Origin of the sequence: Nissabacter sp. SGAir0207 (genome assembly GCF_005491205.1) — a bacterium.
Lineage (GTDB): Bacteria > Pseudomonadota > Gammaproteobacteria > Enterobacterales > Enterobacteriaceae > Chimaeribacter.
The window spans coordinates 1,309,525-1,324,216 of record NZ_CP028035.1; the positions used below are offsets into that span (position 1 = coordinate 1,309,525).

The 14,692-nt window shown below is 63.8% G+C and carries 13 protein-coding genes; 11 read left to right on the forward strand and 2 right to left on the reverse strand.

Going from position 1 to position 14,692, the window contains the following annotated elements:
* Positions 1-26 precede the first annotated feature (26 nt).
* Positions 27-293 carry a hypothetical protein gene (locus tag C1N62_RS05570; protein ID WP_137762694.1) on the forward strand — a complete coding sequence of 89 codons (267 nt, stop codon included), beginning with the start codon at positions 27-29 and terminating at the stop codon, positions 291-293.
* On the opposite strand, the gene C1N62_RS05575 is transcribed toward C1N62_RS05570, so the two are convergent.
* Positions 290-1,222 carry a glycosyltransferase family 2 protein gene (locus C1N62_RS05575; protein WP_137762695.1) on the reverse strand — a complete coding sequence of 311 codons (933 nt, stop codon included), beginning with the start codon at positions 1,220-1,222 and terminating at the stop codon, positions 290-292. The genes C1N62_RS05570 and C1N62_RS05575 overlap by 4 nt on opposite strands.
* Positions 1,219-1,587 carry a GtrA family protein gene (locus tag C1N62_RS05580; protein ID WP_137762696.1) on the reverse strand — a complete coding sequence of 123 codons (369 nt, stop codon included), beginning with the start codon at positions 1,585-1,587 and terminating at the stop codon, positions 1,219-1,221. The genes C1N62_RS05575 and C1N62_RS05580 overlap by 4 nt, the downstream gene beginning before the upstream one ends.
* Positions 1,588-1,759: 172 nt before the next feature.
* On the opposite strand from C1N62_RS05580, the gene C1N62_RS05585 reads away from it, so the two are divergent.
* The 10 genes from C1N62_RS05585 (at position 1,760) to C1N62_RS23310 (ending at position 14,639) form a co-directional block, all read left to right on the forward strand.
* On the forward strand, positions 1,760-2,824 hold the full coding sequence (locus C1N62_RS05585; RefSeq protein WP_137762697.1) for an FUSC family protein: 1,065 nt from the start codon (positions 1,760-1,762) through the stop codon (positions 2,822-2,824).
* A 134-nt stretch (positions 2,825-2,958) separates the two neighbouring features.
* Complete coding sequence (gene tmaR, locus C1N62_RS05590; protein WP_137762698.1) at positions 2,959-3,291, forward strand: PTS system regulator TmaR; 333 nt, start codon at positions 2,959-2,961, stop codon at positions 3,289-3,291.
* Between the two features lie 202 nt (positions 3,292-3,493).
* Positions 3,494-4,507, forward strand: coding sequence for an alpha/beta fold hydrolase (locus C1N62_RS05595; RefSeq protein WP_137762699.1), 1,014 nt, complete (start codon positions 3,494-3,496; stop codon positions 4,505-4,507).
* An 86-nt stretch (positions 4,508-4,593) separates the two neighbouring features.
* Positions 4,594-5,682, forward strand: coding sequence for a bifunctional DNA-binding transcriptional regulator/O6-methylguanine-DNA methyltransferase Ada (gene ada, locus C1N62_RS05600; protein ID WP_137762700.1), 1,089 nt, complete (start codon positions 4,594-4,596; stop codon positions 5,680-5,682).
* Positions 5,663-6,313 carry a DNA oxidative demethylase AlkB gene (alkB, locus tag C1N62_RS05605; protein ID WP_137762701.1) on the forward strand — a complete coding sequence of 217 codons (651 nt, stop codon included), beginning with the start codon at positions 5,663-5,665 and terminating at the stop codon, positions 6,311-6,313. The genes ada and alkB overlap by 20 nt, the downstream gene beginning before the upstream one ends.
* A 60-nt stretch (positions 6,314-6,373) precedes the next feature.
* Positions 6,374-6,835, forward strand: a complete 462-nt coding sequence (locus C1N62_RS05610) for a GNAT family N-acetyltransferase (protein ID WP_137762702.1) — start codon at positions 6,374-6,376, stop codon at positions 6,833-6,835.
* A 330-nt stretch (positions 6,836-7,165) separates the two neighbouring features.
* Positions 7,166-7,795, forward strand: coding sequence for a carbonic anhydrase (locus C1N62_RS05615; RefSeq protein WP_137762703.1), 630 nt, complete (start codon positions 7,166-7,168; stop codon positions 7,793-7,795).
* Complete coding sequence (locus tag C1N62_RS05620; protein ID WP_137762704.1) at positions 7,792-9,234, forward strand: SulP family inorganic anion transporter; 1,443 nt, start codon at positions 7,792-7,794, stop codon at positions 9,232-9,234. Before C1N62_RS05615 ends, C1N62_RS05620 begins: the two co-directional genes overlap by 4 nt.
* A gap of 229 nt (positions 9,235-9,463) precedes the next feature.
* Positions 9,464-11,758 (forward strand): RecQ family ATP-dependent DNA helicase, encoded by a 2,295-nt coding sequence (locus tag C1N62_RS23305; protein ID WP_206057762.1) that lies wholly within the window; start codon positions 9,464-9,466, stop codon positions 11,756-11,758.
* Entirely contained in the window at positions 11,655-14,639 is a 2,985-nt protein-coding gene (locus C1N62_RS23310; protein ID WP_206057763.1) for an ATP-dependent helicase, read from the forward strand. The genes C1N62_RS23305 and C1N62_RS23310 overlap by 104 nt, the downstream gene beginning before the upstream one ends.
* Positions 14,640-14,692: the final 53 nt, after the last annotated feature.

Consider the following 14,692-nt stretch of genomic DNA (forward strand, 5'->3'; position numbering starts at 1 on the left):
CCACCTTTGATGAGCAGGTAAACACGATGGACGAAGAGCTGTTTGAACCCGCGCTGCAACCGCTGGTGCCGGAGTTGCAGAGCGGCGACCGGGTGCTGTTGGTGATGGTGCCGCAGGGCAGCCCACCTGAAAGCCACCAACTGGTGGTGCGCATCACCGGCCTGAATGCCGGCCACTATGTTGGCGAGGTGATGGAGACTGACATCCTGGAGCCGGCCTCCACCCCTTGCCGTTACCGGGTGGGGGAGGAGGTGACCTTCCTGCGAACCCATGTGCAGGGTATCGTCGGTTAACGCGGGGGCTGTTTGCTGCTGGCTTTGGTGATGTAGCGCGGGCGGTTCTTGGTTTCGATGTAGATGCGGCCGATGTACTCCCCCAGCACGCCGATGCCGATCAGCTGCACGCCGCCGAGGAACAGGATGGCCGCCATCAGGGAGGGGTAGCCCGGCACCGGGTTGCCCCAGATCAGCTTGTCAATCACCATCCAGACGGCGTACAGCAGCGCCAGCGCCGCCACGCCCAATCCCAGGTAAGTCCAGATGCGCAGCGGCAGGGTGGAGAAGCTGGTGATCCCCTCCAGCGCCAGGTTCCACAGCTTCCAGCCATTGAATTTCGAGTCACCGGCGATGCGCTCGGCGCGGGCATACTCCACCACGTCCACCTTGCCGCCGACAAAGGAGAGGATCCCCTTCATAAACAGGTTGCGCTCCGGCAGGCGCAGGATGTTATCCACCACTTCCCGCGACATCAGCCGGAAATCGCCGACGTTCTCCTCAATTTTCGGGCTGCTGATCTTGTTGTGCAACTTGTAGAACCACTCGGCGGTCTTGCGCTTGAGACGGCCATCGGTGGAGCGGTCGATGCGCTTGGCCAGCACCATATCCGCCCCCTGCTGCCAGGCGTGGATCAGCTCCGGCACCACGGCGATCGGATCCTGGAGATCGACGTCGATCGGGATCACCGCCTCGCCGGTGGCGTGCTCCAGCCCGGCGAACAGCGCCGGTTCCTTGCCAAAGTTGCGGGTGAAGTTAATCAGTGTCACCAGCGGGTCAGCCAGCGCCAGCGCGGCGGCAATCTCTGCGGTACTGTCCTTGCTGCCGTCGTTGATAAAGATGATCTCAATCTGGTAGGCCTGCAACGGGGGATAATCGCGCACCGCGCGATAGAACAGCGGCAGGGCTGCCTCTTCATTAAATACCGGGACAACAAGGGAAATTTTCATGATGCTTCCTTAGCCTTAAACACAAAAAATTTCGAGTAAAGGAAACCGACGATCAGACTGATCGCGGAGAAGGTGATCAGGGTAAACAGGGCGGGCAAGCCGCTGATCTCCGCCACCCAGCCGACAGTGACCGACAGCGCGCCCATGAACAGTACGTAGAACATGTAGCGGATGGTGGTGGCGTCACTTTTGAACGTCACTTTCGCATTCACAAAGAAGGAGAAGGTCACCGCGACGCAGAAAGCGCCAAAGTTGGAGAGCGCCTGATCCGCGCCCGCGCCGTAGAACAGCAGGGCGAATGTGACCCAGTGAATCAGGGTGTTGATCACCCCCACCAGCGCATATTTGGTAAACAGCTTTATCATCCTGAGTGACCTGTAATGAGCAAAACGCGAGTGTAGCACTAACCCAGAAAAGGATCAGTAAGTGTAAAAAGATGTAAAAGACTGAATTCCAAGGGCAAGCCAACCGGGGATGGGCACCCCGCGCCCGCTGGGCTACACTGGGCTACTTTACGGCTTAACCCACAGGCAAATTGTGCGTCTGGACAAGAAAATCTCACCCTTTGAGCATGTTATTTATCGCCACTACCGCATCATGCATGGCCTGCGCATCGCGCTGGCCTTTGTGCTGACCTTTTTGATTGTGCGCCTGCTGGCGATCCCCGAGGGCACCTGGCCGCTGATCACGCTGGTGGTGGTGATGGGGCCGATCTCCTTCTGGGGCAACGTGCTGCCGCGCGCGCTGCAACGCATCGCGGGTACGGTGTTCGGCTCGCTCTCCGGGCTGGTGGCGCTCTGGCTGGAGATGTACTCGCTGCCGCTGATGCTGATCTGGTCGCTGCTGGTGATGTTCGCCTGCGGCTACCTGACGCTCGGCAAGCGCCCCTACATGGCGCTGCTGATTGGCATCACGCTGGCGGTGGTGTGCGGCGGCGCAACCGGCGACATCAAAACTGCGCTCTGGCGCAGCGGCGACGTGATCTTCGGCTCCATTCTGGCGCTGCTGTTCACCAGCATCTACCCGCAGCGTGCCTTTATCCACTGGCGGTTGCAGATGGCGGAGGGGCTGACCCACCTCAATAAACTCTACGGCGCCTACCAGTCGCCCAACATGGTGGAGCGACCCCACCTGGAGGGGCGGTTGAAAGGGTTGCTGGCGCAGATTGTCAAACTGCGCGCGCTGATTGCCCCGGCCAGCAAGGAGACCGGCATCCAGAAGGAGGTATTCGAGGCGATCCAGACCCTCAGCCGCAATCTGGTCTGCACCCTGGAGCTGCTGGTGGACGCCTACTGGTCATCCCGCGAGAGCCACTTCCTGATGCTCAACGCCCGCACCCTGCGCAGCGCGCAGCTGCTGACCCTGCACTCAATGGAGACGCTGGCGGACATCCTGCGCAATGGCGATCCGCAGCGTGAGCGCGACTTCCCGCGCGAGATGGAAGAGATCGCCGATGAGCTAAAATCGCTGCTGCACGGGGCCGGCGGCGGCCACACGCTGGAGCCGCCCATCTATGGCTACCTGTGGCTGAGCCTGGAGCTGACCAAACAGCTGAAAGAGCTGGGCGATCTGCTGACGCTGGCGATGCAGAAGTCCGCGTGAGGGGCAGTGTTGTTTGCCGGGCAAAGGGGGTAAGATAGGACGATCAGGGCTATCTCTGACCCCGGTGATAGGGTAGGGTGGTCAGCCGCGCGTCAGTGAATGAATTTGTGTAAAACTTAAGCAAAGGTGTAAAAATGGATAATGCAAACAAGCAAAGTTTCCAGGATGTACTGGAGTTCGTTCGTCTGTTCCGTCGTAAGAACAAGCTCCAACGCGAAATCGTAGACAATGAGAAAAAGATCCGCGACAACCAGAAACGTGTTTTGCTGCTGGACAACCTGAGTGACTACATCAAGCCGGGCATGAGCATCGAAGAGATTCAGGCGATCATCGCCAACATGCGTGGTGACTACGAGGATCGCGTGGATGACTACATCATCAAGAACGCTGACCTCTCCAAAGAGCGCCGCGAGATCTCCCGCAAGCTGAAGGCGATGGGCGAAGTGAAGGCACACACCGTCAAGTAACCCTCTCCCCGCTTCCTGACCGGGCCTTTGCGCCCGGTTTTTTTATGCCCCTCGTTCCCCTGCCGCCGTTTTTGGGACGGCTTACCTACCGCGACGGCGAGCGGCCGCGTAAGGTAATTGGTCAGGGCCGTGCATCTCTGCCCCTCTGGGGCATCAGGCCAACGTCAAAATAAAAAAACGCGAACGTTGATTGAGGATGATCATGGGAAACGAGTTCCAACACTTTTCACTGGGCGATCTGCCGCTGCAACAGGGGGGCACGCTGCTTGGCGCCTCGCTGGCCTACCAGACCTACGGCGAGCTGAACGCGGCGGGGGACAACGCCGTCCTGCTGCTGGGCCACTACTCACAGGGGCACTACTCCTTTGTGCCGCTGATTGGCGAGGAGCGGGTGCTCGATCCGCATCGCTACTTCATCGTGCTGGTCAATATGTTCGGCAACGGCCTCTCCAGTTCGCCGAGCAACAGCGTCAGCCAGCCCGGCCGCCGCTTTCCGCTGGTCAGCGTGGCGGACAACGTCCATGCCCAGCACCAGCTGCTGCACCGGCACCTGGGCGTCAAGCAGCTGGCGCTGGTGGCGGGCTGGTCGGTGGGGGCGATGCTTGCCTGGCACTGGGCGGCCGCCTACCCGGAGTGGGTGAAACGGCTGCTGGTGGTGTGCGGCGCGGCGCGTTGCAGCCCGCTCAGCCGGGTGTTCATTGATGGGATGCGCAATGCGCTGCTGACCGACAGCGCTTTCGCCAACGGTGACTACCTGATCCCGCCGCTGCGGGGTCTGGCCGCCTTTGGCCGCAGCTACGCTGGCTGGGCCTACTCGGCGGCCTTCTTCCGTGACGAGCTATTCCGGGGGATGGGCTATGAGAGCCTGGAGGCGCTGATGCGTGCGTGGGAGCGCAACCACCAGCAGCAGGATGCCAATGACCTGCTGACCCAGCTGGAGACCTGGCGCCACGCGGACATCAGCCATGACACCCGGCTCAGCGGCGATTTCGCCGCGCGTTTGCGGCGGATAAGCGCCGATGCCATCATTATGCCCTGCGATACCGATAACTATTTCACTATGGCGGAGGCGCGGATCGAGTGCGATTTGCTGCCGCGCGGCGAGTTCCGGCCGCTGATCTCCCCCTATGGCCACTCCGCTGGCCTGCCGGGGCGCTTTGAGCAGGAGAGTGAGTTTATGGAGCGGGCGATGAAAGATCTGCTGCAACGCCCCTAAACTGGATTTGAGCGCAAGGGGCGGGAGGCCGCCGCGGCCCGGCTGGCGTAAGCTGGCGGGGTTTCCCTTACCGCAGGAGAGTCAGCATGAACACGCTTCCCATCACCGAAGACCCGCGCTGGGCGCAGCTGCTGGCGCGTGACCCGCAGGCGACGTTTGTCTATGCGGTGCGCACCACCGGCATCTACTGCCGCCCGGCCTGCCCGTCACGCCGGGCGCGGCCGGAGCATGTCACCTTTTTTGCCGACGCCGGAGCGGCGCAGGCCGCCGGGTATCGCCCCTGCCGCCGCTGTCGGCCAGAGGCGGAGAGCGAGCAGCAGCGCTGGGCGGCGCGCATCACCCACGCCTGCCGTCAGCTGGAGGAGGGCGATCCACCGCCGACGCTGGCCCAGCTGGCCGCCGACGCCGGTGTGACGCCCTGGCACTTCCACCGCCGCTTCCGGGCGCTGACCGGCGTGACGCCGCGCGCCTATGCCGCCGCCCGCCGCGCCGAGCGGCTGCGCGACGGGTTGCCGCAGGCCGCCAGCGTCACCGAGGCGATCTACGCCGCGGGCTATGGCTCCAGCAGCCGCTTCTATGCCGCCAGCCCGGCGGCGCTCGGCATGGCACCGCAGCACTTCCGCCGTGGCGGGCAGGGGGAGCGCATCACCTTTGCCGTCGGCGAGTGCTCACTGGGGGCGCTGCTGGTAGCGCAGAGCGATCGCGGCCTCTGCGCCATCTTGCTGGACGCCTCGCCGGAGGCGCTGGTGCAGCAGTTGCAGGATCGCTTCCCACGTGCCGAACTGGCGGCGGCCGGGCCAGCGTTCGCGCAGGTGATGGCGCAGGTGGCCGGGCTGATGGACCAGCCGCAGGCCGGGCTGCCACTGCCGCTGGACATCCGTGGCACCCTGTTCCAACAACGGGTCTGGCAGGCGCTGTGCGCCATCCCGCCCGGCAGCACCGTCAGCTACCGCGCGCTGGCCACGCAGATTGGGATGCCGTCGGCGGTGCGCGCCGTGGCGCTGGCCTGCGCCGCCAACCCGCTGGCGGTGGCAATTCCCTGCCACCGGGTGGTGCGGCAGGACGGGGCACTCTCCGGCTATCGCTGGGGGGTAGAACGCAAACGGGCGCTGCTACAGCGGGAGGGCGCCCTTCATGATGAGGAGCAGGCAGAGGATGCAGGCGGATCTGTTTGAGCCATCCGGCGCGCCGTGGCACGAGCGCCTGTCGGCGGGCGCGGTGCTGTTGCACGGCTTTGCGCTGGAGGGGGAAGAGGCGCTGCTGGCGGCGCTGCGCACGGTGATCGCCGCCGCGCCATTTCGCAAGATGCTGACCCCCGGCGGGCGGCCGATGTCGGTCGCCACCACCAGTTGCGGGCCGCTGGGCTGGCTGAGCGATCGTCAGGGCTACCGCTATCAGGCGGGCGATCCGTTGCGCGGGCAGGCCCCCTGGCCGCCGATGCCGCCGGTGCTGGCCGATCTGGCGCAGCGGGCAGCGGCGGCAGCGGGCTACCCCGGCTTCAGCCCGGACTCCTGCCTGATCAACCGCTATGTGCCGGGGGCAAAAATGTCCCTGCATCAGGACAAGGATGAGCAGGACTTCAGCCAGCCAATCGTCTCGCTCTCGCTGGGGCTGCCAGCCATTTTCCAGTTTGGCGGGCTGGCGCGCAGCGATCCGGCGCAACGTTACCCGCTGCTGCATGGCGACATGCTGGTGTGGGGCGGGGTGGATCGCCTGCGCTTTCACGGCATCCTGCCGATCCGCGAGGGGGTGCACCCGCGCATGGGGCCGCAGCGCATCAATCTCACTTTCCGGGTAGCGGGCTGACGGTTGCCGCATCATGCAGTATGCTGAACGTACCGTTACGCGACGACCGGGAGGTGATTGATGACAACCCTTGACCCCACCCTGCCACTCCGCATCCGGCCGCTGGCCAGCGCGGACTACCCGCACTGGCTGCCGCTGTGGGACGGCTACCTGTATGCCCGCCAGCGCAGCCTCAATGAAGCCATTACCCTGCTGACCTTCGAGCGGCTCTGCATCGGCGAGCGCCTTGCCGGGCTGGTGGCCGAAGCGCCGGACGGCACGCTGCTCGGCCTGGCGCACCTGGCCTTCCACCCCTCCACCTGGAGCGAGCAGGGCTGTGGCTATCTGGAGGATCTCTACGTCAGCGAGGCCGCGCGCCGCCGGGGCATCGCGCGCCAGCTGGTGGAAGCCGCCTGCCAGCTGGCGGATGAGAAACCCTGCCACTGCCTCTACTGGACCACCGACGAAACCAACACCGCCGCCCGCGCGCTCTATGACCAGCTCGGCGAACGCACCTCACTGCTGACCTACCGCCGCTGGTAACAGCGGCAACATAAGTTTCGCTTATCCAATTTCTGGCTTTCCATCGGCTTTTCGTTAACTCAAGTGTGGCTAATGTTGTCATTTTGTATCGAAAAGTATTTTTGTGTAAATAAAAAAGCATCGATGTAACTTGCCGATTACTCTTATCCCGTACCTTTCACTGGGATGTCACTCAACAACGCGGCCCGCCAACCGGCATGGCCCAGCCCCGACATCCGCACACATGGACAGTGTACAGCCTGACAATGTTTGGTTTTTCTGATGAATGTCTTCCCAGGTTAATGGGTAACCGGGTGGGCGGGAAAGCCCTGCCTGTCCCCCAACAGAGAGATACAAGCCGTGACGATATTGACCCCCTTGCTGGCCAAGAACCGTAGCTGGGCCTTAAGGCAGCAGCAGAACGATCCCCACTTTTTCCGCCACACCGCCCGCCCGCAACAGCCGCACTCCCTATGGATCGGCTGCTCTGACAGCCGGGTGCCAGCCGAGGTGCTGACCGGCTCCCAGCCCGGCGAACTCTTTGTCCACCGCAACATTGCCAACATGGTGATGGAGGAGGATGACAACCTGATGAGCGTGTTGCAGTACGCGCTGGAGTACCTGAAGGTGACGGGCATTGTGCTGTGCGGCCACTACGGCTGCGGCGGCGTGCAGGCCGCCAGCGTCTTGCCGGAGATGCCGCTGGCGCAGGAGGAGAGCGCGCTGGCACGGCGGTTGCGCGTACTGCGCCGCTCGCTGTCGCCCGCGCTGGCACAGCCGCATGAGGATGATGACGCGCGCCTGAACGCGCTGGTCGAGGCGCACGTGCGCCGCCAGTTCGCCCACCTCACCGCCTGCTGGCCGGTGCGTCTCGCCTGGCAGCAGCAGCGGCCGCTGGAGGTCTATGGCTGCGTCTACGACCTGCACAGCGGGCACCTGAAGAAGCTGGTGGAGCAGCACAGCATGGAGGGGCCAGCATGACGCTCTCAACCCTGCGCCATGACATCCCGGCTGGGGTGGTGGTGTTTCTGGTGGCACTGCCGCTCTGCCTCGGCATCGCTCAGGCCAGCGGCCTGCCGCCGTTCGTCGGCCTGCTGACTGGCGTGATTGGCGGGCTGGTGGTGACGCTGTTTAGCCCCTCGCGTTTTGCCGTCAGTGGCCCGGCCGCCGGGCTGGTGACCATCGTCACCGCCGCGATGGAGACCCTCGGCAGCTTCTCCACCCTGCTGCTGGCGCTGATCCTCGCGGGCTTCCTGCAAATCCTGCTGGGCGTGGCGCGCGCTGGCCGCTTTATCTCGCTGGTGCCGGGTTCGGTGATTCAGGGGATGCTAGTGGCCATCGGGCTGTTGCTGATTGTGCAACAGATCCCGGTGGCGCTTGGCCTGCCAGAGGGGCAGGGCGACGGGCTGGTGATCTCGCCGGCGGCGGCGATCATCGCGCTGGTGGCGCTGCTGATCATGTGGCTCTGGACTACGCCGCCGCTCAAGCGCATCAGTTGGCTGACCTACGTGCCCGGCCCGCTGGTGGCGGTGCTGTGGGGCAGTCTGGCGGTGGTGTTCGGTGAGCGCCTGCTGCCGGAGGGGGCACTGCCACGCATCGCGCTGCCAGCCTTCACCAGCTTCGAGGCGCTGGCCGGGGAGCTGGTACGCCCCGACTGGCAGGCGTGGCGCAATCCGTCGGTCTACCTGATCGCGGTGACGCTGGCGCTGGTCGCCAGTCTGGAGACGCTGCTCAGCCAGGAGGCGTTGAAAAAGCTGAAGGAGCAGACGCCGCCGCCCTCGCCGGATAAAGAGATGCGCGCGCAGGGGATCGGTAACCTGTTGAGCGGCTTCCTTGGCGGCCTGCCGATTACTGCGGTGATCGTGCGCAGTTCGGTGAACGTCAACACCGGCGCGCGCAGCAAAATGTCCATCCTGCTGCATGGCGTGCTGCTGCTGATCTGCGGGCTGTTCTTTAGCGGGCTGCTGAACACCATCCCGCTGGCGGTACTGGCGGCGGTGCTGCTCTACACCGGCTACAAGCTGGCTTCACCGGCCATCTGGCTGGCGCAGTGGAAGCAGGGCTGGGCGCAGTATGTGCCGTTTGTCACCACCGTCGCGGGCATCATGCTACTGGGGATGCTGGCCGGGATTGGCGTCGGGCTGCTGGCGCAACTGCTGTGCAGCACCTACAAAAGCCACGCCAACGCGCTGCAACTCTCGCGCTATGACAACCACTACGTGGTGCGTTTCCAGCAGAACCTGACCTTCCTGCACAATCCACGGCTGCACCGCCTGCTGGCGGAGATCCCGGATAACAGCGTGGTGATGGTGGATCGCGAAAACGCTGACTATATTGACCCGGATGTCAGGGCGCTGCTCAGCGAATTCCGCGAAAAGGCTGCCACGCGAAATATCACCCTCAATCGCTGGCCCGCCTGACCGATATAAATACTTAGCCCGCAGCAGCGGGCTTTTTTATTGGCAGGTGATTATTTCGCTGCGCAATGACTTTCCGGGCCACCTATTAAGATTATTTGAGCGATTGTGCGTACACGGTTATTTTGCCGCCCTCCGTTAGCGTATAAAATGCCGTTATTATTTCCGATGAGCGCTGGCGGCCAGACAATTCTGGGAAAGCCGGTGTATTCGCGCAAGGATCGCAATCGCTATGGCAGGTAATGAAATTAATGGGTTGGTGTTTGATCTGGAGGCCGTGCCCGCGACCGAACAGCAGCCGGCCACCATTATTCAGGTCGGCGGCTATCGCCCTGATGTGGGCGAGCAGCTAGAGGCCCAGGTAAATAACAATTTGCCAGAGGTGCTGGCGCGGCTGGATGCCCTCTCTGATGGGGCGGCCTTTATTCTGGGGCATAATATTCTGGAGCATGACCTGCCATTATTACGGCAGGTGCAACCCAGCCTGCGGTTATTGGCCGACCACCTGCCAGCGATTGATACACTCACCCTGTCGCCGCTGGCCTTCCCGCAAAACCCCTACCACCGCCTGATTAAAGATTACAAGCTGATCCGCAGCAGCCTCAATTCGCCGCTCTCGGACTGCCACGCCACCGTGACGCTATTTCAGGATCAGAAGCAGGCGTTCAGCCAGCTCAATGCCCAGCACCGTCAGGAGTTGCTCTGCTACCAGAGCCTGCTGGCCCCCAAGGGCAGTGGCTTTGAGGCACTGTTTACCGAACTGACCGGCCAGCCGCCGCTGCCAGCCAACATGCTGCACACGATGATCTGGCGGCTGATGCGCGAGACAGACCCCACGCTGCAACGCACTCTGAAGGTGTGCCAGACCCGGCTACGCGGTTTGCTGCGCGATGATCTGCCGCGGCCAGAACTGCACCAGCCGATCGCCTACCTGCTCGCGTGGTTGCGCGTCTCCGGCGGCAACTCGGTGCTGGCACCCTGGGTGCGCCACCAGTACCCGGCCGTCAGCCAGTTGGTGACGGAACTGCGTGATGTGCCGTGCGATGACGCCAGCTGCACCTACTGCGCGACCACCCACGATCCGCGCCATGAGCTACAGCGCTACTTTGGCTTCAGCCAATTCCGCGAGGAGCGGCCCGGCAGCAGCCTCCAGCGCGCCATCGTGCTGGCGGGGATGCAGAACCAGCATGTGCTGGCGATTCTGGCAACCGGCGGCGGCAAATCCCTCTGCTACCAGTTGCCCGCCCTGAACCGCTACCACCGCAACGGCAGCCTGACGGTGATCATCTCGCCGCTGCAATCGCTGATGAAAGATCAGGTAGACGGGCTGCTGGCCCACAACATCCAGTGCGCGGCGACCCTCAATGGGCTGCTGACCATGCCGGAGCGCGCCGACGTGCTGGAGAAGATCCGCATGGGCGACATCGGCATTTTGCTGGTCTCGCCGGAGCAGTTCCGCAACCGCGCCTTCTGTCTGGCGCTGCAACAGCGGCAGATTGGCGCGTGGATCTTTGATGAGGCGCACTGCCTCTCCAAGTGGGGCAATGATTTTCGCCCCGACTACCTCTACGCCAGCCGCTTTATCCGCGAGTTCAGCGCCGGGCAGCCGCTGGCGGCCATCGGCTGCTTCACCGCCACCGCCAAGCCGGACGTGCTGGAGGATATCCGCAGCCACTTCAAGCAGGAGCTGGGCATCCGCTTCCGCGAGTTCCTCGGCACGCATGAGCGCACCAACCTGGCCTTTGATGTCATCCCCTGCACGCGCAATGAGAAGTGGCCGCTCACCCGGCAGCTGCTTGCCGAAGGGGTGGGCGAGGGCGGCGCGGTGGTGTTCGTCGCCAGCCGCAAAAATGCCGAGGAGCTGGCGGCCCACCTGCTCCAGCACGAAGTGAAGTGCCGCCACTTCCACGCTGGCCTGCCGCCGGGCGAGAAGAAGCTGATTCAGGAGAACTTCAAGGCTGGCGCGTTGCAGGTGATTGTCGCCACCAACGCCTTCGGCATGGGCGTTGACAAAGCGGACGTACGCTTGGTGCTGCATGCCGACATCCCCGGATCGCTGGAGAACTATTTGCAAGAGGCCGGGCGCGCTGGCCGTGACCAGCAACCCTCCCGCTGCATCTTGCTGTATGACCCGCAGGACATTGAGTCGCAGTTTGGCATGAGCGAGCGCGCCCGGCTGAGTATGCGTGACATCAAGCAGATTTTGCGCAAGGTGCGGCAGGAGAGCGTGCGCTGCAAGGAGGGGCCGCTGATTATCACGGCGGGCGAAATCCTGCTCGATGACAGCGTGGACACCAGCTTCAGCATTGATGACCGGGATGCCGAAACCAAGGTCACGACCGCCATCGCCTGGCTGGAGCGCGGCGGGTTCCTGACGCGCGGCGAGAACCACACCCGCATCTTCCCGGCCCATGTGCGGCTGCGTGGCGAAGAGGCGGAGCGCCGCCTGCAACAGGCCGACCTGCCCGCGCCGTCGCGAGGAGTACCGCGCGATCCTGCAATTCCTCACGGACTCGCCAGCCGATGAGCGCATTGACACCGATCGGCTGATGGTGCTGACCAGCCAGACCCATGAGGAGATTGTCGGCGCGCTGCGCCAGATGGAGGCGTTGCAGCTGATTGAGAATGACGCGCAACTGACGCTCTACCTGCGCTATGGCGTGGTCGGCAGTTCGGAGCGTCGGCTGGAGCAGAGCAGCCAACTGGAGCAGGCGCTGTTTGCGCTGTTCCAGGAGAGTTACCCGGATCACGAGCCGGGCGGCTGGCTGGAGATCAACCTGCAATCCCTGACCGCGGAGTTGAAGCAGCGGCTGGCGGGGCGCGAACTGTTGCCGGTGCAGGTGCTGCAACTGCTGCGCAGTTTGTCGCAGGATCGCGACGGCGACAGCCAGCAGCGCGGCTGTTTTGAGCTGCGGCAGCTTAACCGCGATGCGCTGCGGTTGCAGGTCAAGGGCGGGCTGAGCTGGTCACAGATCCAGGAGCAGGGCGAGAGCCGTCGGCTGCTGGCCGCGGCGCTGGTCACCTTTTTGGTGAAGAAGTTACAGGGGCAGCGCGGCAAGGATCTGCTGGTCGAGACCACCTTCGGCGAACTGGCAGGCATGATTGCCGCGCAGCCGGAGATCGCCTGCCACATCCCGCTGGAGGCGCGCAAAACGCGCACCGAGCAGGTACTGCTCTACCTGCACCAGCAGGAGATCCTCTGCCTCAACCACGGCATGACGGTGATGCGGCGGGCGATGACCCTGCGCGTCAACCCGGAGAAAAAGGGCAACTACCTGAAGGAGGATTACGCGCGTCTGGATGAGCACTACCGCGAGAAGCGGGTGCAGGTGCATGTGATGCGCGAATACGCCGAGATGGCGCTGAAGGAGATGGGGCAGGCGCTGAATCTGGTGCTCGACTACTTCAGCGTGCTCTCCCATGAGTTTATCCAGAAATATTTCCGTGGGCGCGAGGGGGTGCTGAAGCTGGCAACCAGCGAAGAGTCGTGGGAGATGATTGTCGGCAACCTCAACCCGGTGCAGAAGGCGATTGTGGCCGACGACGAGGACACCAACCGGCTGGTGCTGGCTGGCCCCGGCTCCGGCAAGACGCGGGTGATTGTGCACCGCATCGCCTATTTGCTGCGGGTGCGCCGCATCCCGGCGGCCAGCATCATCGCGCTGACCTTCAACCGCCACGCGGCCAACGAGATCCGCCAGCGGCTGGTGGCGCTGGTGGGCACGGAGGCCTATGGCCTGACCATCCTCACCTACCACAGCATGGCGATGCGGCTGACCGGCAGACGGCTGGAGGGCGAGCAGGCAGAGGAGCAGCAAGCAGAGGGGAAAGCGGCGAAGGGCGAATCGGCCTTCGACAAGATCCTGCAACACGCCGTGGATCTGCTGGAGGGCAAGGCCGCCACCGAAGAGGAGGGGGAGGATGACCTGCGCGAGCGGCTACTGCGCGGCTACCGCTACATTCTGGTGGATGAGTATCAGGATATCGATGCACGCCAGTACCGGCTGGTCAGCGCACTGGCGGGCCGACGGCAGGAGGAGGAGGAGGGACGGCTCTGCATCATGGCGGTAGGCGATGATGACCAGAATATCTACGAATGGCGCGGCACCGACAACCGCTATATCGGCGAGTTCGAGCAGCGATATGAGGCGAAAATCGACTATCTGGTGGAGAACTATCGCTCCAGCCGGCATGTCATCAACGCCGCCAACAGTGTGATCATGCGCATCCCTGAGCGCCTGAAAGCTGACTACCCGATCCGCATCAATGCCAGCCGGGAAGAAACGCCGGATGGCGGGCGCTGGCGCGAGCTGGACCCAAGCACGCAGGGGCGGGTCGTGCGCCTGCTGATCGCTGGTCACAAGGGGCATGAGGCCAATGTGCAGGCGCAGGCCGCGCTCGCCGAGCTGATCCGGCTGCGGCGGCTGGAGGGGGAGAGCAGCTGGGACGGCTGCGCGGTGCTGGCCCGCAGCCACCACTTGCTGGAGCCGGTGCAGGCGTGGTGCGAAGAGAAGGGCGTGCCCTACCACCTGGCCGCTGATGGTCATGACGGCTGCTCCCTGACGCGTGAGCGGGAGTTTGTCGCCACCCTTGAGCAGATCCGCGCGCAACCGGCGCTGCCCGTCAGCGACCTGGAGGCGCGCCTCGGCCCGATGTGGACGCAGCCGCGCTGGCAGCACTTCTTCCAGGAGGCGCTGTGGCAGTTACGCAGCGAGCAGGGTGAGCACCCGCTACCCGCGGCGGCGGTGGTGTCGTGGCTGTATGACTATGCCCGCGAGATTCGCCAGCAGCCGAAACCCGGCCTCTACGTCGGCACCGTGCACTCCACCAAAGGGCTGGAGTTCCGCCATGTGGTGCTGCTGGATGGCGGGTGGGGCAGCAGCAGCAATCTCGAGGAGGATCGCCGCCTCTATTACGTCGGCATGACCCGCGCCAAAGAGACGCTGACCCTCGGCGAATGGGAGGATGGCCGGAGCTACGGCCGCGAGCTGGCAGCGGGGGAGACGGTGTGCCGCCGTTATCAGGCCAGCCACCGGCCAGAGCTGGATCGCCACTACCACTACCTGACGTTGAAGGAGGTGGACATTGGCTTTACTGGCCGCAAGCCCGCCAGCCATGCGGTACATGCCGATGTGCGCGCCCTGAAGCCGGGTGACCCATTGCGGCTGGAGGCGAGCCAGGGGAGGTATCTGCTATTGAACGCGCAGGGCCGGGTAGTGGGCCGCACGGCGTGGGCTTTCGAATTGGATATGGAGGTGGCGCATTGCGAGGTGGCAGCCATCTGTGTGTACTACGCCAGCGACAGCAGCGACCCGGAAAAGTACCCAGTAAAGGTGGATCGGTGGGAAGTGGTATTGCCCCGTCTGTGGGGCCGCCGCACCGGGCGTAGCACAAAAGCGCGTGGTTAACCTCCTGTCATCCTAAGAGAAACATGAATTGGCCCGGCCAGTTCACAAAAATG